This is a genomic window from Mitsuaria sp. GD03876 (assembly GCF_029840635.1).
In the GTDB taxonomy this organism is placed as follows: domain Bacteria; phylum Pseudomonadota; class Gammaproteobacteria; order Burkholderiales; family Burkholderiaceae_C; genus Roseateles.
Map to the genome: position 1 here is coordinate 19,618 of NZ_JAOCCU010000056.1, position 19,836 is coordinate 39,453.

Consider the following 19,836-nt stretch of genomic DNA (forward strand, 5'->3'; position numbering starts at 1 on the left):
CGCCGCGCGCGCGGTCGCGCCATTTCCGGACATGGAATTGCCAGCCCGCCGACGGACGCGACCCCGGGGCGCATCGCCCGATCGTCGCCATGCCGCCTTGGGCGGACCACGCCGGTCCGGTCAGTGGGACCCCTCCCTGGCGGACGGCGCCGGCAACGCCACCTCCTCCGGCACGCTGACGATCACCAGCGGCTGGTCCGGCGTCAGCGACGCCAGCTCGATCGCCTCGCCCGCCGTCTCGCGCCTGGACCCCGGCTCCCGCGCCAGCGCCGCGCGGCAGGCCGTCTCGTTCGCGCAGACGATCACGCGCAGCCAGTGGCCGCCGTGCCGGATCCGCACCTCGGCCTGGTCCCAGTGCACCGGCAGGCAGGCCCGCACGCGCAGCCGGCCCTGCTCGACGACGACGCCGCAGATCGACTCCAGCGAGGCCCGCAGCAGCCAGCCCGCCGAGCCGCTGTACCAGCTCCACCCGCCGCGCCCCACCCAGGGCGCATGCGAGTAGATGTCGCCCGCCATCACGTAGGGCTCGATCGCGTACACCGGCCCCAGCCGCGGATCGGCCCAGCGGTGCGCCGGGCTCAGCCCCTGGTAGACCTGCCACATCGTGTCGCGCTGCCCCAGCCTGGCCAGCGCCATCAGCGCCCACACCGCGGCATGGTTGTACTGGCCGCCGTTCTCGCGCACGCCCGGCGCATAGGACTGGATGTAGCCGGCGTTCGGCTGCGCCACCGCCAGCGGCGGATGCAGCAGCCGCGCCAGCTTCGCCACCGGATCCAGCAGCTGCGCGCAGGCGCTCGCCATCGCCTGGCGCGCATGCGCCGGATCGGCCGCGGCCGCCAGCACCGCCCAGCTCTGCGCGATCAGGTCGATCCGGCATTCCGCGTTCTCCGCCGAGCCCAACGGCGAGCCGTCGTCGAAGAACCCGCGCCGGTACCACCGGCCGTCCCAGCCCGGACCGTCGAGCGCGCGCACCCAGCCGTCGCGCGCCGCCTTCCAGCGCTGCACCCGTTCGTGCTCGCCGCGCGCCGTCGCCACCGGCGCGAAGTCCTCGATCACCTGCGCCAGGAACCAGGCCATCCACACCGACTCGCCCTTGCCCTCGTGGCCGACCCGGTTCATGCCGTCGTTCCAGTCGCCGGTGCCGAACAGCGGCAGGCCGTGCGGCCCGCTGCCCAGGCTGCGGTCGATCGCGCGCGCCGCGTGCTCGTAGACCGACGCCATCGGCCCGTCGGTGCGCGGGCTCTCGTAGATGTCCTCCGCGCCCTCGGGCACCTGCTGGCCGTCCAGGAAGGGCACCGTGTCGTCGAGCAGGCTCAGGTCGCCGGTGCGCACCAGGTAATGCGCCACCGCGTAGGGCAGCCACAACCGGTCGTCGGAGAAATGCGTGCGCACGCCCGCACCGCCGGGCTCGTGCCACCAGTGCTGCACGTCGCCCTCGGGGAACTGGCGCGCGGCGTTGCGCCGGATCTGCTCGGCCAGCAGCTGCGGCGCGACGTCGGTCAGCGCCATCGCGTCCTGCAGCTGGTCGCGGTAGCCGAACGCGCCGCCGGCCTGGTAGAAGCCGGCCCGCGCCCACATCCGGCACACCAGCGTCTGGTACGGCAGCCAGTGGTTGGTCAACGCGTCGAAACGCGGATCCGGCGTCATCACCTGCAGCCCGCCGAGCAGCTCCGGCCACTGGCGCCGCTGCCGGTCCAGCCGCGCCGCGGGGTCGACGGCCCAGGCCGCCTCCATCAGCGCATGCGTCGCCTCGGGCGAGGGGCCATGGCCCAGCAGCACCGTCAACTGCGCCGGCTGCCCCGGCTGCGCGCCGTCGAGCTCGATGCGCGCCGCCAGCGCCGCGCAGGCGTCCAGCCCGCCGCCGCAGCGCCGGCTCAGCGACATGGGCATCACCATGCGGCCGGCGCCGTCGAAGAACTCGCGCCGGTCGCAGGTCCAGTCCTGCTGGTCGAGCCGGACCCGCGCCGCGCCCGGTTCCGTGCCTGGGCGAGAGATCGGCGTCTCCTCGCGCAGCTCGTCCGGACGCAGGCCGCCGGCGCTCGCGCCCTCGTCACGCGCCCGCTGGCCGCTCGCGCGATCCGTCGGTTGCCGCGGCCGGATGCACAAGGCCGCCGTCGCCTCGCCGAAGCCGCCGAGGTGGTCCAGCTGCGTCGCCTGCAAGGTCAGCGCCCGTTCCGGCTGCGGCAGGCCCGCGCCGAGCTCCCCGACCGTCAGCCAATCGTTGCGCGTGACCAGCGACAGCCGCTCGCCGCGCGCGCTGCCCAGTTGCCATTCGGCCAGCGCCACCAGCCGCAGGCGCCGCCGCGCGCGGCAGTCGGCGCGCCCCTCGGTGGCGATCGACACCTGCACCTGCTTGATCGCCGCCTCGCGGTCGACGCACCAGCACAGCTCGACGACGAGGTCGTCCAGCCGCTGCCGGCTGCGCGAGTAACCGATGCCGTGCTCGATCGACAGCGGCGCGTCGCGCCGCAGCTGCCGGCCCAGCGGCCAGACGCGGTCGTGGTCCAGGTCGTGCAGCAGCAGCCATTCGCCGGGCGGGTCGAGCAGCGGGTCGTTGGACCAGGGCGTGACCTGGTGCATGCGGCTGTTGCCGGCCCAGGTGTAGCCGGCCCCGATCTCGGTGACCTGGCAGCCGAAGTCGCGGTTCGCGAGCACGTTGACCCAGGGCCGCGACGGATGCCGTTCCGGCGCGACCTCGAACGAGAAGCCGCCGTGGCCGGGGTCGAAGCGGCCCTCCGGCGGACGCGGCACCGCGTCGGGATCGGGCCGCTCGACCAGCGCGTGCGCCACCGGCAGCCGCGCCGCTTCGCCGGTGGGCGCGGTGTCCTCGATCCAGCGCTCGACCTGCTGCGACAGGCCGCGGCCGTCGGCCTGCAGCCGGATCCGCGTCAGCGTCTGCAGCGTGAAGCGCTCGTCGGGCTGCAGGTCCGCGTCGCGCAGCACGTGCAGCGCCGAGCACAGGTGCGACGGCCGGCCCTGCGCCTGGCCCTGCAACCGCGATTGCAGCGCCTGCAGCGCCTGCTGCACCGGCGCCTGGTAGGACGACGGTTCCTCGTTGAGCACGACCAGGTCCACGCCGACCGCGTGGGTGGTCCACATCCGCAGCGCCTTCTTCAGCGCGCGGATCAGGTCCAGGCCTTCCTCGCCGCTGACGGTGACCATCAGGATCGGCCGGTCGCCCGAGATGCCGAAGCGCCACAGCGCGCGCCGGTCGCAACGGCCGCGCGGTCCGCGCGCATGGGCCGGCTCGCGCACCGCCTGGCCGGTGACCAGCGTGTTGAGCTGCAGCAGCGCGCCCCAGGTGGCGGTGTCGAACTGCAGCTCGCGCAGCCGGATGCCGCCCATCGTGTGCGACATCCCGGCCGAGCGCTCCACGTGCGCCGGCTGCCGGTACTTGTCGACCAGCGCCCGCAGCAGGTCCGCGTCGCGCGAGGCGGCGGTGCAGAGGGTCAGCCGCACCGTCGCGCCCGGCGCCAGGTCCAACCCGACCCGGATCGCCGCGACCGGATCGAGCCCGGTGTCCAGCAGCCGGCCGGTTTCGCCCGGCGCGCTCATGTCGGCCTCGTCGTCGACGAAACGGAGCATCGCGTCGCCGACCGGCCGCGTCGAGCTGCCGTAGCGGCCCAGCCAGCGTGCGCGGTCGGCGATGGGCAGCACCTCGCGCACGACGTGGCCGTCGGGCTGGCATTCGGCGTCGTCCCCGTTGCGGCGCGGTCCGCGCCTGCAGGCCGCGCCGCCGTCGACGCCGGCCAGGAAGAACACCGCCCGCATCGCGCTCTCGTCGAACAGCCGCGGCTGGCGCCGCAGGTGCAGCGCGTGCTCGGCCTCGTCCCAGCGGGCCTGGATGAACAGGTTGGAGAAGGCCGGGTGCGCCTCGTCGCCGCGCTGCGGCGCCAGCGTGACCTCGAAGCAGGACACCAGGTCCAGCGCCAGCGGCCGCCCGCCGTGGTTGGTGAGCTCGACCTGGCGCAGCTCGCAGTCGTCCTCCGGGCTGACCCACACCGTCGTGCAGGCGTGCAGGTCGGGCCAGGCGGCCTCCAGCAGCACGCGCTCGGCCTGCATCCGCGCGGCATAGCGGGCCCGCGGGTCCGGCGCGGGGCGGGCGGTCGTGCTGAACCAGTCGGCCTCGCCGGCGCGGCGGATCAGCGTGAAGCTGCCGTGCTGGTCGCGCAGCAGGTCATCGCGCCAGCGCGTGATCGCGATGCCGTCCCAGTTGCTGTAGCCGCCGCCATGGCTGCGCAGCACCACCGAGTAGCGCCCGTTGGTCAGCATGTGCGTCAGCGGCATCGTCTCGGCCAGCGGCTCGCTCTCGCGCACCATCCGCGTCTTGCGCACCGGCGGCTGGCGCGGCATCGCGTCCACCGGCGGCAGCGACAGCGGCGCCACCTCGCGCGGCGCGCGTTCATGCAGCAGGGTCGCCACCGCCTTCAGGTGCGGATCGCTCATCAGCCAGCGGCGCGGCGCGTCGTCGGCCAGCACGTTGGTCAGCGCGACGAAGCCCATCGCCTGGTGGTGCGCCATGTAGGTCTGCACCAGCGTGAACACCGCGCCGGCGGTCTGGCGCTGCGGCGTGTAGTCCAGCGCCTCGAAGAAGCCGAAGGCGCCGCGCGCGCCCAGCCGCTCGAAGGCCTGCAGGTTGGCCACGACCCGCACCGGCGCGACGATCGCGGCCATCACCGCCGCGTACGGCGCCAGCACCCGCTCGTCGACGGCCAGCCGCGCCAGCGCCAGGGTCTGCACGCCCTGCGGACCGTACTGGTAGGCGAGCGTGTGGTCCTGGCCGGCGATCGCCGATTCCGAAATGCCCCAGGGCGTGCCGCGGCCGTGCGCCTCGTAGCGCTGCTCGGCGACCGCGGTGCGGATCGCGCGGCCCAGCGCGCTGGCCGCGGGCTCGCGCAGCACCAGCGAGGGCATCAGGTACTCGAACATCGAGCCCGACCACGACTTCAGCCCCAGCGAGTCGCCGGCGCCGTCGCGCGAGAAGAACGGCCGGCCCAGCGCGCGCCAGTGCTCCGGCGGCAGGTCGCCCTTGGCGATGGCCACCAGGCTGGTCAGGCGCGCCTCGCTGGCGAGCAGGTCGTAGTGGTTGTCGTCGAGCTGCTGCGCGTCGCCGCGCCAGCCGATGCGCAGCAGGCGGCGCTCGACATCGAACAGCGGCCGGTAGTCGGCCTCCAGCCCGAGCCGGCGCGCGCGCCGGGCGAGCTCGCGCAGGCGCTGGCGCGACTCGGAGAACGGTGCGCCCTGGTCGCGCCAGTGCGACTCCAGCTGCGCGATCAGGTCGCGGAGCAGGGCATGCATCGGCGTTGGCGTGGGCGCGGGCGTGGGCGTGGGCGTGGGCGTGGGAGCGGCGGAGGACGGGTCGTCCCCGGTCGCCGCCAGGGCGTCCAGCTCGCGACGCGCCGCGTCGACCCGGCCGCGCAGCACCGCCTGCTGTTCCTCGGCGCCGGCGGCGGCGTTCTCCGGATCGATCAGCGCGGCCACCAGCGCGGCGCCGGCGCTCAGCGCGGGGTCGTTGGCCAGCGGCGGTTGCGCGACGCGCAGCCGCTGCAGCGTCTTCTGCAGCGCCTGGCGCGGCGCTTCGGCCAGGGCCTCCGGCGCCAGCTCCGACGCCATCTCGCAGGCCCGCGCGACCGCCAGCAGGTGCGCCGAGCAGTTGCCGCTGTCCACCGCCGACACGTAGCCGGGGGCCAGCACGACCAGCGACTCGGTGTCGTACCAGTTGTAGAAGTGGCCGTGCCAGCGCGGCAGGCGCTCCAGCGTGTCCAGCGTCGCGGACAGGCGCTCGGTCATCGTGACCAGGCCGATGAAGCCCAGTTCCCGCGCGCAGGCCACCGCCATCAGGTACAGGCCGATGTTGGTCGGCGAGGTGCGATGCGCGACGAGCAGGTGCGGCGTCAGCTGGACGTTGTCCGGCGGCAGGTGGTGGTCGGCCTCGCCGACATAGGCGTCGTAGAAGCGCCAGGTGTCGCGCGCGACGCCCCAGAGGTAGTCGCGGCCCTGCGGGTCGAGCTCGGCCTCGCGGCGCAGCAGCGGCGCGCGGGGGCCGCTGGCCCACCAGATCCACAACGGCGACAGCGCCCATGCGACCAGCAGCACCAGCGCGGCGCCGCCGTCGACCGGCGCGCCGGACAGCGCGGCCGCGGCCAGCAGGCCGCCCAGCACCGCCGCGGCCACCGGCACGCGCAGGTGCTGCGCGACCAGCGCCGGCAGGTCGCGCCGGGCGGCGGCCTGCGCGGCGGCGGCGGTCGTCCACTCGAGCAGGTGGCGCCGCGACACCGCCTGGCGCCACAGCGCGCGGCCGATCGCGTCGACGTAGAGCAGCGACAGGTGCAGCAGCAGCGCCACGTGCCAGGCCGCCAGGCCGAGCGCGCGCCACAGGTCGTGGCCGGTCTCGCGATAGAAGTGCCGGCGCGCCAGGCCGTCGCGGCTGGGCACCAGCCCGGCCAGCGCGCCGACCAGCGGCCCGATCGCGAAGGCGCCGGCGACGACCGCCAGCGTCAGCCCGACCGGCAGCACCGCCGTGCCCAGCACCAGCAGCATCAGCCCCAGCGCCATCGGCGCGACCAGCGAGCGCCGCAAGTTGTCGATCAGCTTCCAGCGGTTGATCGCGGCGATGCCGTAGCGGCCGGCGCGGGCGATGAAGGGCAGCAACTGCCAGTCGCCGCGCGTCCAGCGGTGCAGCCGCGCATGCGCGACGTCGGCATGCATCGGCGAGTCCTCGACCAGCGTGATGTCGGAGACCCCGGCGCAGCGGGCGAGGCTGCCTTCCAGCAGGTCGTGGCTGAGCACCTGGCCCTCGGGCAGCCGCGCGTCCAGCGCCGCATGGCAGGCCCGCACGTCCAGCAGGCCCTTGCCGGTGAAGCTGCCTTCGCCGAACAGGTCCTGGAAGATCTCCGAGCTGACGGCGCTGTACGGGTCGATGCCGAACTGGCCGACGAACAGCCGGTGGTACGGCGTGCTGTCCTTGTCGTCGGGCATCGGCGCGAGCACCCGGGGCTGCAGGATCGCGTAGCCCTCGACGACGCGCCGCGTGGCCGCGTCCACGCGCGGCCGGTTCATCGGATGCGCGGCGGTGCCGACCAGCGCGCGCAGCCGGCCGGGCGGCATGTCGGTGTCGGCGTCCAGCGTGATCAGGTGGCGCACGCCGGCCGCCGGATGCGACATCGGACCGAGTTCGACGAACGGCGACGTGCCCGGCGGCGAGACCAGCGTGCGCAGCAGCAGTTCCAGCTTGCCGCGCTTGCGTTCCCAGCCGATCCAGCGCCGCTCGGTCGAGGACCACTCGCGCGGCCGGTGCAGCAGCAGGAAGCGCGGGCTGCCGTCGGCCAGCGGGCCGTGGCGCTCGTTCAGCGCCGCAATCGCGTCGGCGGCGGTGACGACGATCATCGTGTCGCCGCTCTGGTGTTCCTCATAGGCGTCGGCATGGTCGCTGAGGAGCGCGAACTGCACCAGCCGCTCCGGATTGGCCAGGTGGTGCTGCTCCAGTTGCGCGGCCAACGGCGCGATCGCCTCCTCGCGGGGCAGCAGCACCGGCATGACGACCAGGGTGCGCTCGGCGTCGGGCAGCCCGGCGGAGAAGTCCAGCCGCGGCAGCCGCGCCGGGCGGGCCAGTTCGCTGATCCAGCGGTTGGTGAGCGCGACGACGGCTTCGCCGATCGGGCCCGCGGCCAGGATCGCCGTGGCCCACAGCAGCCAGGGCGCGGCGTCCGGCCGGGCCTGGCTCATCAGCCAGTACAGCCCGAGCAGCCCCAGCAGCACCAGCCCGCCGAGGTAGGCCGCGGCCGCCCAGCGCTGGCCCGGCGCGGTGTCGTGCGGCGGCCAGCGGCGCTCGCGCAGGCCCAGCGCCGCGAGCAGCGTCGGCCGGCCGGCGCCGCGCCACCAGTAGATCGGCGCGGCGCGGCGGTCGGGTTCGCCGTCCTCGGGCGGCCCGGCGCGGCGCGTCAGCGCCAGCAACTGCTCCGCGATCTCCAGCTCGGCGCGCCCGGACTTGCGCGCCAGGCGCTCGATCTCGTGCAGCGTCAGGTCCTGCGTGTCGGCGGCCTCGGCGGCGAAGACGGGGGAGCCCGCCAGCGTGCGCATCACCGGGCTGACCGCCTGGATCAGCCGCCGCCAGTCGGTCTGGTCGATGCGGCGCAGCGCGGTGATCGCGTTGCGGATGCTCTGCAGGTCCTTGATCGACTCGTCCTGCTGGCGCGCCAGCGCCTGGGCGGGCGCCGGCAGCCGGGTGCTCAGCCAGGCGGCCAGCTCGCCCATCAGTGGTTGCGGCAGCTCCTCCAGCCGGTGGTCGAGCTGCAGCCAGAAGGCCTCGGCCACGCCGCGTTCCTTCATCCGCGGCTCCAGCGCGGTGATCGCGTCGATGCCGGTGTCCGCCGGATGGCCGTCGTACCAGTGGTGCACCACGTCCCGCGCCGCCTGCAGCGTGGCGAAGCGCTCGGCCAGCCGCCGCAGGTTCTCCACCAGCACCACGCGCAGCGTCGTCGGCAGCGCCCAGAGCTCCGCCAGCGACAGCGCGCGTTCCTCCTGGTAGGCGCGCAGGTAGGCGCTGAGCAGGTCGATGTCGAAGCCACCGTCGGTGTGCGCCACCCAGGCCCAGGCGATGCCGTAGATCCGGGGCAGGCCGGCCAGCGGTTCGTCGCGCAGCCGCGGCAGCAGCCGGAAGAAACCGCGCGGCAGGCCGCGGCGCACCTGGTGGGTCTGTTCGTCGATCAGCGCGGCGTTGTCCAGCAGCCATTTGCCGGCGGCGCCGAGGTGGCGGAAGTCGCGATGGCGTTTCTCGATCAGCCGCCGCGTCTGCTGCAGCATCGCGACGTTGCCGTCCAGCCGCGGGAAGAACTGTCCGGCGCCGGCGGTGCCCTGGACCGCCTGGGCATGCGCCAGGCTGCGGCCATGCTGCTCGAAGCGCGCCAGGCCGAACAGCACGGCGCGCACCGGCGGCTCGATCGGCCCCAGCGCCGGGTCGAGCAGCGCAAGTTCTTCGGCAATTTCCGGGGCCGGCTCCGGGACGGGATCCGGCGAGCGGGCGGCGGGTTCCGTCGCGCGCGACGGCGGGGTCATAGCCAATGGGCGAACAGGCCGAGCGTCACGGCGCTGAGCGCCGCCGTCGTCGCCAGGCGGGGCAGGACCATGCCGTGGATTCGCTCGGCGAACAGTGCGACGGCGAACCATCGTCCGCGCGCCTGCGCGCACTGGGCCAGGTGGCGCTGGAGCGCCTTGACCTGGTCATGGACGGGCGGGGTGGCGGTGCCGACCGCGCCCACCGAAGGGATCGGGGCGATCGGGCCGACTGGGCTGTTCATGGTGGCTCCCCTTGGATGAATGCAAGTTGATGCGCCGGATGCAACCGGACGTTTCAAGCTTGGCAAGCTCCATGCCTGCGCATGGATCCGGGGGCGCCACCCAGGCGGCGCCGGGCCGTCAGCGAATCGCGAGGCCGCGCGGATCGGGCGCGGTGGGGGAAATCGCCTTCAGCGTCAGCAGCGGCCGCTTGGCGTCGGGCACGCGGGCGAGCATGGCGGCGGGGGAGATTTCCTCGAAATCGCAGGCGCGGGCGGCGGTGCAGCGCGGCGCGAAGCGGTTGCCGGCCGAGAAGAAGCGGCCGCTGGCGTTGCGCCAGGTGCCGGCGACCGGGCAGCCCGACGTGTCCGCCGCATGGAAGGTGTTGTTGAAGGCGAGGAACTGGTCGATCTCGATGAACTTGTCCGGCGTGTCGGTGAAGTTCTGCCAATAGCTGATGCCGCCCTCGCGGAACACGTTGCTGAAGACCAGCGTGCCCCGCATGAACAGGCTGGCGCTGTTGTCATAGGGACGGGCATCGAAGGAGAGGTGGTCCAGCACGTTCGCGGCGAAGACCAGCTTCTGCGCGTTGCGGAACTTGACGTTGCCGCTGGCGTTGCGCGGCCAGCCGGAGAAGTAGTTCTGCACCACGTCGACGTCGTCGTACTGCTTGAGGTAGACGGCGTGGTCGCGCCCGATGTCGTGCTGGCCGGTCGCGGGGTTGTAGAGGGCGCCGTCGGTGACGCCGGCGACGAAGTTGCGCCGGAAGGTGCTGCGCTTGAGGCCGTCGGTGGACCCCCAGCCGGTGACGAAATGGCCCTGGTCGCCGTCCAGCGCCAGCGTGCCGCGCGCGGCCATCGCCTGCAGCCGCGCGATGAGCGTCAGCGTGCGCGTGTCGAGGTAGCCGGCCGCGCGGGCGGCGTTCGACGGGGAGCCGAAGAAGTTGCCCTCGATGACGGTGTCGACGTTGCGGTAGGTGGACAGCCCCATGCCGGGGAAGTCGCGGCCCCGCATGAACACGTTGCCGCGGACCTGGTAGGTGTAGTGGCTGATGAACAGCTGGTCCCAGCGGGCCCGCGTGTTGACGAACGCGTTGTAGCGGACCTGGTTGCGCCACTTGCGGCCGTAGAAGCCCAGGGTCATGTTGTCGAACACGATGTTCTCGACCAGCAGGTCGGAGACCGTGTTGCCGTAGGTGCCGTCGCCCATCGTGCGGGCGGCCGGGCCCTGGCCGATGAAGCGGGTGACGCCGTCGGCGGCGCCGAGGATCGTGTTGCGGTTGCGCAGCAGGACGTTGCCGTCGAAGCGGTAGTCGCCGGCCAGGAAGTACAGGCCCGCGCCCTGGGCGGCGACCGTGTCCAGCGCCTGCTGGACCTTGGCCGTCAGGTCGATGCCCTGGTCGGGCTGGATGCCGAAGTCGCTGGCACAGCGCACCTGGAACGGGGCTTCGATGGCGGGGACCGGCTCACCCTGGCAATGGGTGGGATTCGCGGCGTGGGCGGTCGCGCAGAAGGCGAGAAGGGCGAGGAGGGCGAGGGTGCTCGGCAGTTTCATGGGGCGGCGTGGTCGGATGAAAACAAGCATTCATCGTGACCGCGGCCGCGCGCGTTGGCACTGGCTCCTCAGGGTGGGCGTCGCCTGGACTTGATGTCGCCCAAGGGGCGGGATCAAGGCAGCGCCCGGGCGGGCGTTCCCCCTTCAGCGGGAAACGATCAGGCGCAGGCCCAGCGCCACGAACACCGCGCCGGCGATGCGGTCCAGCCACAGGCCCGCGCGGGGCTTGCGGTTGAGCCACTGGCCGATCGCGCCGGCGAAGTAGCCCAGCAGCCCGAACAGCACCGCCGCCTGCAGCGTGAAGGTCAGGCCCAGCGCGGCGGTCTGCAGCGCGACGTGGCCCTGGGCGGGCACGACGAACTGCGGCAGGAAGGACAGGAAGAACAGCACGACCTTGGGGTTGATCGCGTTGGCGAAGACGCCCTTGAAGAACAGGCGCGAGAGCGAGTCCTCCGCCTGCGACGCGTCGCCGACATGGGCGCCGCCGCGGCTGCGCAGCGCCTTGATGCCGAGCCAGATCAGGTAGAGCCCGCCGCAGACCTTCAGCGCGGTGAAGGCCATGGGGGAGGCCGCGATCAGCGCGCTGACGCCGATCGCCGCGAGCACCGTGTGGCTCAGGCAGCCCAGCGCGCAGCCCAGGCCGAAGGCCATGCCGTGGCGCCGGCCCTTGGAGATGCCCATGCCGAGCACCATCAGGTTGTCAGGGCCTGGCGACGCGGTGATCAGCAGCGCGGCGAGCAGGAATCCGAAGAGTTGGGCGAAGGTCAGCATGGGGCGGGATGATAGGACCGCCGCGCGGGAACCGGCGCCTGCCGCGCCGGCCCGGAAATGCAAACGGGCCCTGATTGCTCAGGGCCCGTGCTGCTGTCTTGCTGGCGGAGAGAGAGGGATTCGAACCCTCGGTAGGCTATTAACCTACACACGCTTTCCAGGCGTGCGACTTAAACCGCTCATCCATCTCTCCGAAGCCCGCCATCATAGCGCAGATTTTTCGGCCTGAAGGAAAGTCGCGGATCCTCGGCTCCGCGAATCGCCGGCGGGGCAGCGGGCTCAGCGTCCCGGCTGGATCACCTTGTCGCTCTTGATCAGCGCCATCGCCGTGCCGATCAGCCCGGAGACCTCGCTCATGTTGGCCGGCACGATCATCGTGTTGTTCTTCTGGGCCAGCTGCGAGAACGCCTCGACCGCCTTCTCGGCGACTTTGAGCTGCACCGCGTCGCCGCCACCGGGCTGCTGGATCGCCGCGGCGATCTTGCGGATCGCGTCGGCGCTGGCCTCGGCCACCGCCGTGATCGCGGCCGCCTCGCCCTGCGCCTTGTTGATCTCGGCCTGCTTCTCGCCCTCGGAGCGGGCGATCGCCGCCTCGCGCTCGCCGGTGGCGATGTTGATCTGCTCCTGGCGGCGGCCTTCCGAGGCCGCGATCAGCGCGCGCTTCTCGCGCTCCGCGGTGATCTGCGCCTGCATCGAGCGCAGGATCTCCGCCGGCGGCGTCAGGTCCTTGATCTCGTAGCGCAGCACCTTCACGCCCCAGTTCAGCGCGGCCTCGTCCAGCGCCTGCACGACCGAGCTGTTGATCACGTCGCGTTCCTCGAAGGTCCGGTCCAGCTCCATGCGGCCGATCACCGAGCGCAGGGTGGTCTGCGCCAGCTGGGTGATCGCGATGATGTAGTTGCTGGAGCCGTAGCTGGCGCGCATCGCGTCGGTGACCTGGAAGTACAGGATGCCGTCCACCGTCAGCTGGGTGTTGTCCCGCGTGATGCAGACCTGGCTGGGCACGTCCAGCGGGATCTCCTTGAGCGAATGCTTGTAGGCCAGCCGGTCCACGAAGGGCACCAGGATGTTCAGGCCGGGCGTCAGCGTGCCGTGGTACTTGCCGAGCCGTTCCACGACCCAGGCGTTCTGTTGGGGGACGACCTTCACCGACTGGATGACGAAGACGACGGCGACGATCAGGATGACCAGGGCAACGATTTCCATGAGCGGGGCTCCTCCTACGAAAGAATGGTTCGGCGCCGGAGGGCGCCAGGCGGCGGCGGGGCGGCCGCCGTCGCGGATCAGGCGGGCTCGAGCAGCAGGCAGCTGCCCTCGACGGCGCGGATGACGTGGCGGCCGCCGTGCGGCGTGCCGGCGCCGATGAAGCGCGCCTGCCAGGCCGCGCCGCGGTAGCGGACCTCGGCGGTGCCGTCGGCGCGCCATTGGGCGACGTCCAGGCTCTGGCCGATGTCGAGGTTGACGTTGGGGTTCTCGCCCGCCGGCATGCGCGGATGGCGGCGTTGGCGGCCATGCCACCAGGCGACCGCGCCGCCGCCGACGACCGCCGCGACGACCAGTTGCGCCCAGAACGGCGCGCCGAGGTGGGCCGCGATCGCCGCGGCCGCGGCGCCCAGCGCCAGCATCAACAGATAGAAGGTCGTGCCGCTGGCGAGCTCCGCCGCCACCAGCCCGCCGCAGATGACCCACCACCAGGTGGGAAGACTCCAGTCCATCGCATCCTCCGGGGTGGCCGGGCGATCCATGATTCGCCCGGTCCTTGTGAAGCGGGGCAGTGTACGCCCCGGTCCGGCGCTTGCCGGGCGCCCCCTGAGGGGGAGTGCGGCGCCCGCATTTACGGGCTATTGACGGCATCGCCGTTCTGTTTCCGCGACAACCCCGGATCAACACTTGCGTGACACGGCTGACGCCCTACACTTCGCGCCTTTCTTGTTTGACCCCGCCCCGATCTGGAGGCCGCATGACCCCCCGTTTCCGCTTTCCCATCGTCATCATCGACGAGGACTATCGCTCCGAGAACACCTCGGGTTTGGGCATCCGCGCCCTGGCGGAGGCCATCCAGAAAGAGGGCTTCGAGGTGCTGGGCGCGACCAGCTACGGCGACCTGAGCCAGTTCGCCCAGCAGCAGAGCCGGGCCAGCGCCTTCATCCTGTCGATCGACGACGAGGAGTTCTCCGGCAACGGAGACGGCGCGGAGCTCGATCCGGCGGTGCTGAACCTGCGCAAGTTCATCCAGGAGATCCGCTTCAAGAATGCGGACATCCCGATCTACGTCTACGGCGAGACGCGCACCTCGCAGCATCTGCCCAATGACGTGCTGCGCGAGCTGCACGGCTTCATCCACATGTTCGAGGACACGCCCGAGTTCGTGGCGCGTCACATCATCCGCGAGGCCAAGAGCTACCTCGACGGCCTGGCGCCGCCGTTCTTCAAGGCGCTGATGGACTACGCGCAGGACGGTTCGTACTCGTGGCACTGCCCGGGGCACTCCGGCGGCGTGGCCTTCCTGAAGAGCCCGGTCGGCCAGATGTTCCACCAGTTCTTCGGCGAGAACATGCTGCGCGCCGACGTCTGCAACGCGGTCGAGGAACTCGGCCAGCTGCTGGACCACACCGGCCCGGTGGCCGAGAGCGAGAAGAACGCCGCCCGCATCTTCAATGCGGACCACTGCTTCTTCGTCACCAACGGCACCTCGACCTCCAACAAGATGGTCTGGCACCACACGGTGGCGCCGGGCGACATCGTGGTGGTGGACCGCAACTGCCACAAGTCCATCCTGCACAGCATCATCATGACCGGCGCGGTGCCGGTCTTCATGACGCCCACGCGCAACCACTACGGCATCATCGGCCCGATCCCGGAGAGCGAGTTCTCGCCCGAGACCATCCGCAAGAAGATCGCGAAGAACCCGCTGCTCAAGGGCGTGGACGCGAAGAAGGCCAAGCCGCGGATCATGACGCTGACGCAGAGCACCTACGACGGCGTGCTCTACAACACCGAGACCATCAAGTCCAAGCTGGACGGCTGGATCGACACGCTGCACTTCGACGAGGCGTGGTTGCCGCACGCGGCCTTCCACAACTTCTACGGCTCGTACCACGCGATGGGCAAGCACCGCCCGCGGCCGAAGACCGCGATGGTCTACGCCACGCAGTCGACCCACAAGCTGCTGGCCGGCATCTCGCAGGCGTCGCAGGTGCTGGTGCAGGACTCGCAGAACGTGAAGCTGGACAAGCATCTGTTCAACGAGGCCTACCTGATGCACACCTCGACGAGCCCGCAGTACTCGATCATCGCCAGCTGCGACGTCGCGGCCGCGATGATGGAGCCTCCGGGCGGCACGGCGCTGGTGGAGGAATCGATCATCGAGGCGCTGGACTTCCGCCGCGCGATGCGCAAGGTCGAGAAGGACTACGGCAAGGACTGGTGGTTCAAGGTCTGGGGTCCGGACAAGCTGGCGTCCGAGGGCGTCGGCAAGGCCGCGGACTGGATGCTCAAGGCCAACGAGAAGTGGCACGGCTTCGGGCCGATCGAGGCTGGCTTCAACATGCTGGACCCGATCAAGTCGACCGTGATCACCCCGGGCCTGGACATGAGCGGCAAGTTCGCCAAGACCGGCATCCCGGCCAGCATCGTCACCAAGTTCCTGGCCGAGCACGGCGTGGTGGTGGAGAAGACGGGCCTGTACTCGTTCTTCATCATGTTCACCATCGGCATCACCAAGGGCCGCTGGAACACGCTGCTGACCGCGCTGCAGCAGTTCAAGGACGACTACGACCGCAACGCGCCGATCTGGCGCATCCTGCCGGACTTCGTGGCGGCGTTCCCGCGCTATGAGCGGATGGGCCTGCGCGACCTGTGCCAGAGCGTGCACGAGGCCTATGCCTCCGGCGACATCGCGCGCCTGACGACCGAGGTCTACCTGTCGGACCTGGAGCCGGCGATGAAGCCGTCGGACGCGTATGCGCACATCGCGCACCGCAAGACCGAGCGCGTCGAGATCGACAAGCTGGAAGGTCGCGTGACCACCGCGCTGCTGACGCCGTACCCCCCGGGCATTCCGTTGCTGATCCCGGGCGAGCGCTTCAACAAGCGGATCGTGGACTACCTGAAGTTCACGAGAGACTTCAACGCGAAGTTCCCGGGCTTCGCGACCGACGTCCACGGACTGGTCGCGGAGAAGGGCGCCGATGGCGTCACCCGCTACTACGTCGACTGCGTGATCGACGCCAAGTAACTGTCCGCCAAAAGCAAACAGGCCCCGAGGGGCCTGTTTTTCATTCGCGGACCGCTCCACCACATTCGTGGTCCTCGCTCGGAACCGGCGGAAGCCGGGCCGGGGTCGACGATTTGCGGAGCCGGCGGAGCGTATGAGGAGACCCCGGCCCGGATTTCGCCGGTGACCGGAGTCTGCCGGGCGTCACTCCGTGCCGGCCATCGCCCCGTGGCTGAACCCGCCGTCGACGTAGACGATTTCGGAGCTGATGCCGCCCGCCAGGTCCGACAGCAGGAAGGCGGCGGTGTTGCCGACGTCCTCGATGGTGACGTTGCGCTTGATGGCGGCGCTTTCGGAGAACTGCTTGAGCAGCTTGCCGAAGTCCTTGATGCCGGAGGCGGCGAGCGTCTTGATCGGGCCGGCGGAGATGCCGTTGACGCGGATGCCCTTGCCGCCCAGGCCGTAGGCCAGGTAGCGGACGCTGGCTTCCAGCGAGGCCTTGGCCAGGCCCATGGTGTTGTAGTTGGGCACGAAGCGCTCGGCGCCGAGATAGGACAGCGTCAGCAGCGCGGCGCCGGGGCGCAGGCGAGATTGGGCGGCCTTGGCCATCGCCGGGAAGCTGTAGGCGGAGATATCGTGCGCGATACGGAAGTTCTCGCGCGTCATGCCGTCCAGGAATTCACCGGCGATCGCCTCGCGGGGCGCGAAACCGATCGAATGGACGAAACCGTCGAATTCGGGCCAGTGCTGGCCGAGGTCCTCGAACAGGCGTTCGATCTGGGCGTCGTCGCCCACGTCGCAATCGAACACCAGCTTGGAGTCGAATTCCGCCGCGAATTCGGTGATGCGGTCCTTGAAGCGCTCGCCCACGTAGCTGAAGGCCAGTTCAGCGCCTTCGCGGTGGCAGGCCTTGGCGATGCCGTAGGCGATCGAGCGGTTGGACAGCACGCCCGTGATCAGCAGCCGCTTGCCGGCGAGAAATCCCATGTCTGCTCCTGGTATTCATTGATTCGAGGGAGGGCGGGATTCTCGCACGCCAGCCCGTGAACGATGCCGCAGCCTTGTCGGCATGCTGTTTGCATAGTACACTTCGAGCTTCGCTGAAAAAGTGAACGGTGGGCGGATTCATCCAGCCCATTTTTTTTGGCTGTCCCTACAGGATAGATACCGTCGTCGATGAATTTGAGCTGGCAAGCCGTTGTTGAGAAAACCGTGACCGGACTGGGTTACGAGGTGGTGGGCTGCGAACGCAGCGCCGGAGGCTTGCTGCGCGTGTACATCGACAAGCCGCTCGTCAATGGCCAGGAACCGGCGCAGCCGGTGAACGTCGAGGACTGCGAGCGCGTGACGCGCCAGCTGCGCTACGTGATGGAGGTCGAGGAAGTCGACTACCGGCGCCTGGAAGTCTCCACGCCCGGCCTGGACCGCCCGTTGAACCACGCCGGCGACTATGCCCGGTTCCGCGGTCACGAAGTGGAAATCACGCTGCGCGAGGCTTTCCAGGGCCGCAAGAAATACAAGGGCGTCCTGGCGGCGGCCGAGGGCGTCGCCGACGACGCGCTGGCCGCCAACACCAGCTGGCGCGTGATCTTCTCCGACGGCAAGACCGAACAGGCGCTGGACTTCGCGCTGGACGAAGTGCGTTCGGCCAAGCTGGTCCCGGAGATCGTTTTCAAGAACCGCGCGTCGGGAACGGCGAGCGGTGCCGCGGCGGGGAAAGCCGCCGCGGCGAAAAAGAACACGGGCTTGGCGCCCGGATCGGAATCTGCTGACGGAGGGGCTGCGAAGCCCAAGGCGTCGAAGAAGAAGAGCAATGCCAAGTCCCGGCAGACGGATGACAAGGTTGACGGAGGTCTCGATCAATGAACCGCGAACTGTTGATGCTGGTGGACGCCATCTCGCGCGAGAAGAGCGTGGAGCGCGATGTGGTGTTCGGCGCCGTTGAGGCGGCGCTGGCTTCGGCCACCAAGAAGTTGTATGGCGGCGAGGTCGACATCCGCGTGGCCATCGATCGCGACACCGGCGAGTACGAGACCTTCCGCCGCTGGCACGTCGTGCCCAACGAGGCCGGCCTGCAGAACCCCGATTCGGAGATCCTGCTGTTCGAAGCGCAGGAACAGATCGAGGACATCGAGGTCGACGACCACATCGAGGAGGGCGTCGAGTCCGTCCCGATCGGCCGCATCGGCGCGCAGGCCGCCAAGCAGGTGATCCTGCAGAAGATCCGCGACGCGGAGCGCGAGCAGCTGCTCAACGACTTCATGTCGCGCGGCGAACGCATCTTCGTCGGCACCGTCAAGCGCCTGGACAAGGGCGACATCATTGCCGAGTCGGGCCGCGTCGAAGGCCGCCTCAAGCGCAACGAGATGATCCCCAAGGAGAACCTGCGCACCGGCGACCGCGTCCGCGCGGTGATCCTGGGCGTCGACCCGACGCAGCGCGGCCCGCAGATCATGCTGTCGCGTTCCTCGGGCGAGTTCATGAAGGAGCTCTTCGCGCAGGAAGTGCCCGAGATCGAGCAGGGCCTGCTCGAGATCAAGAGCTGCGCCCGCGACGCTGGCAGCCGCGCCAAGATCGCCGTGGTCTCGCACGACAAGCGCGTCGACCCGATCGGCACCTGCGTCGGCGTGCGCGGCTCGCGCGTGAACGGCGTGACCAACGAGCTGGCCGGCGAGCGCGTGGACATCGTGCTGTGGTCCGAGGATCCGGCGCAGTTCGTGATCGGCGCGCTGGCGCCGGCGAACGTGCAGTCGATCGTCGTGGACGAGGAGCGCCACGCGATGGACGTCGTCGTCGACGAGGAGAACCTCGCGATCGCGATCGGCCGCGGCGGCCAGAACGTGCGCCTGGCCTCGGAGCTGACCGGCTGGAAGATCAACATCATGACCGCCGAGGAATCCGCCGCCAAGCAGGCCGAGGAATCCGATTCGGTGCGCAAGCTGTTCGTCGAGAAGCTGGACGTGGACGAGGAAGTCGCCGACATCCTGATCGCCGAGGGCTTCGCCTCGCTGGAAGAAGTCGCCTACGTCCCGATGCAGGAAATGCTCGAGATCGAGGCCTTCGACGAGGAGACCGTCAACGAGCTGCGCACCCGCGCCAAGGATGCGCTGCTGACGATGGAAATCGCCCGCGAGGAGAAGGTCGAGGAGGTCTCGCAGGACCTGCGCGACCTCGAAGGCATGACCCCGGAGCTGATCGCCAAGCTGGCGGCCGGCGACATCCACACCCGTGACGACCTGGCAGACCTGGCCGTCGACGAATTGGTCGAGATTTCGTCCCTGGACGAGGCAGCGGCACGCGCTTTGATCATGAAGGCGCGCGAGCACTGGTTCAACGCATAACGCCCGAGCTGACACGCTCTGAAGCGACTTCAAGCGAAACCAGACCGCTCCGCCCCACACAAGATTTAAGGATTTCAACAATGGCCGTGACCACCGTCGCCCAGCTGGCCGCAGAGCTGAACAGGCCTGCGAGCACCCTGCTGGAGCAGCTCCAAGCTGCGGGCGTCAAGAAGGCGACCGCCGAGGACACCCTGAACGAAAGCGACAAGGAACGTCTGCTGGATCACCTGCGCACCGCGCATGGCACCGGCGGCGCCGAGCGCAAGAAGATCACCCTGACCCGCAAGTCGACCAGCGAGATCAAGCAGGCCGATGCCTCGGGCAAGGCGCGCACCATCCAGGTCGAGGTGCGCAAGAAGCGCGTCTTCGTCAAGCGCGAGGACGGCGTCGATGAAGCCGCCGCCGCCGCCGCGGAAGAAGCCGAACTGAAGCGCCGCGAGGAAGAAGCCCAGGCCCAGGCCGAGGCGCTGCGCCAGCAGGAAGAGGAACTCGCCCGCAAGATGCGTGAGCGCGAGGACGCCGAGCGCGCCGCCCGCGAAGCGGAAGAGAAGCGCCGCGAGGAAGAGCGCGCCGCCCGCGAAGCCGCCGAGCAGGCCGCCGCCGAAGCCGCCGCCAAGGCTGCCGCGGAAGCGGAAGCGCGCAAGGTCGCCGAGGCCGCCAAGTCCAAGGCCGAGAAGGCCG

At 70.6% G+C, this 19,836-nt stretch carries 11 protein-coding genes and 1 tRNA gene; 4 read left to right on the top strand and 8 right to left on the bottom strand.

Annotation, left to right across the window (positions count from 1 at the left end; translation table 11 throughout):
• Window positions 1-120 precede the first annotated feature (120 nt).
• From N5D62_RS24960 to N5D62_RS24990, 7 genes are all read right to left on the bottom strand, one after another.
• Window positions 121-9,054: a glucoamylase family protein gene (locus tag N5D62_RS24960; RefSeq protein ID WP_279760705.1), complete on the bottom strand. Its 8,934-nt coding sequence runs from the start codon at window positions 9,052-9,054 to the stop codon at window positions 121-123.
• The gene (locus N5D62_RS24965; RefSeq protein ID WP_279760706.1) at window positions 9,051-9,296 is read right to left on the bottom strand and encodes a hypothetical protein; all 246 of its coding nucleotides are present in this window, start codon (window positions 9,294-9,296) and stop codon (window positions 9,051-9,053) included. Before N5D62_RS24965 ends, N5D62_RS24960 begins: the two co-directional genes overlap by 4 nt.
• A 118-nt stretch (window positions 9,297-9,414) precedes the next feature.
• Window positions 9,415-10,827, bottom strand: a complete 1,413-nt coding sequence (locus tag N5D62_RS24970; RefSeq protein ID WP_279760707.1) for a hypothetical protein — start codon at window positions 10,825-10,827, stop codon at window positions 9,415-9,417.
• Window positions 10,828-10,971: 144 nt separating this feature from the next.
• On the bottom strand, window positions 10,972-11,598 hold the full coding sequence (locus tag N5D62_RS24975) for a LysE family translocator (protein ID WP_279760708.1): 627 nt from the start codon (window positions 11,596-11,598) through the stop codon (window positions 10,972-10,974).
• Window positions 11,599-11,700: 102 nt separating this feature from the next.
• Window positions 11,701-11,791: transfer RNA gene (locus tag N5D62_RS24980), tRNA-Ser, on the bottom strand.
• Between the two features lie 86 nt (window positions 11,792-11,877).
• Window positions 11,878-12,804 carry an SPFH/Band 7/PHB domain protein gene (locus tag N5D62_RS24985; protein WP_279760709.1) on the bottom strand — a complete coding sequence of 309 codons (927 nt, stop codon included), beginning with the start codon at window positions 12,802-12,804 and terminating at the stop codon, window positions 11,878-11,880.
• Between the two features lie 77 nt (window positions 12,805-12,881).
• Window positions 12,882-13,313, bottom strand: a complete 432-nt coding sequence (locus N5D62_RS24990) for an NfeD family protein (protein ID WP_279760710.1) — start codon at window positions 13,311-13,313, stop codon at window positions 12,882-12,884.
• Window positions 13,314-13,558: 245 nt separating this feature from the next.
• Between N5D62_RS24990 and N5D62_RS24995 the strand changes: the two genes are divergently transcribed.
• Window positions 13,559-15,835, top strand: a complete 2,277-nt coding sequence (locus tag N5D62_RS24995; protein WP_279760711.1) for an arginine/lysine/ornithine decarboxylase — start codon at window positions 13,559-13,561, stop codon at window positions 15,833-15,835.
• Between the two features lie 183 nt (window positions 15,836-16,018).
• Here N5D62_RS24995 and fabI read toward each other — a convergent pair whose 3' ends face one another.
• A complete protein-coding gene (fabI, locus tag N5D62_RS25000) occupies window positions 16,019-16,801 on the bottom strand; it encodes an enoyl-ACP reductase FabI (RefSeq protein ID WP_279760712.1) in 783 nt (260 codons plus the stop codon).
• 189 nt (window positions 16,802-16,990) lie between these two features.
• On the opposite strand from fabI, the gene rimP reads away from it, so the two are divergent.
• The 3 genes from rimP to N5D62_RS25015 form a co-directional block, all read left to right on the top strand.
• The gene (gene rimP / locus N5D62_RS25005; protein WP_347881833.1) at window positions 16,991-17,680 is read left to right on the top strand and encodes a ribosome maturation factor RimP; all 690 of its coding nucleotides are present in this window, start codon (window positions 16,991-16,993) and stop codon (window positions 17,678-17,680) included.
• Window positions 17,677-19,155, top strand: coding sequence for a transcription termination factor NusA (gene nusA / locus N5D62_RS25010; protein ID WP_279760713.1), 1,479 nt, complete (start codon window positions 17,677-17,679; stop codon window positions 19,153-19,155). Before rimP ends, nusA begins: the two co-directional genes overlap by 4 nt.
• Window positions 19,156-19,235: 80 nt before the next feature.
• On the top strand, window positions 19,236-19,836 hold a 601-nt coding region (locus tag N5D62_RS25015; RefSeq protein WP_279760714.1), incomplete at its 3' end, for a translation initiation factor IF-2 associated domain-containing protein.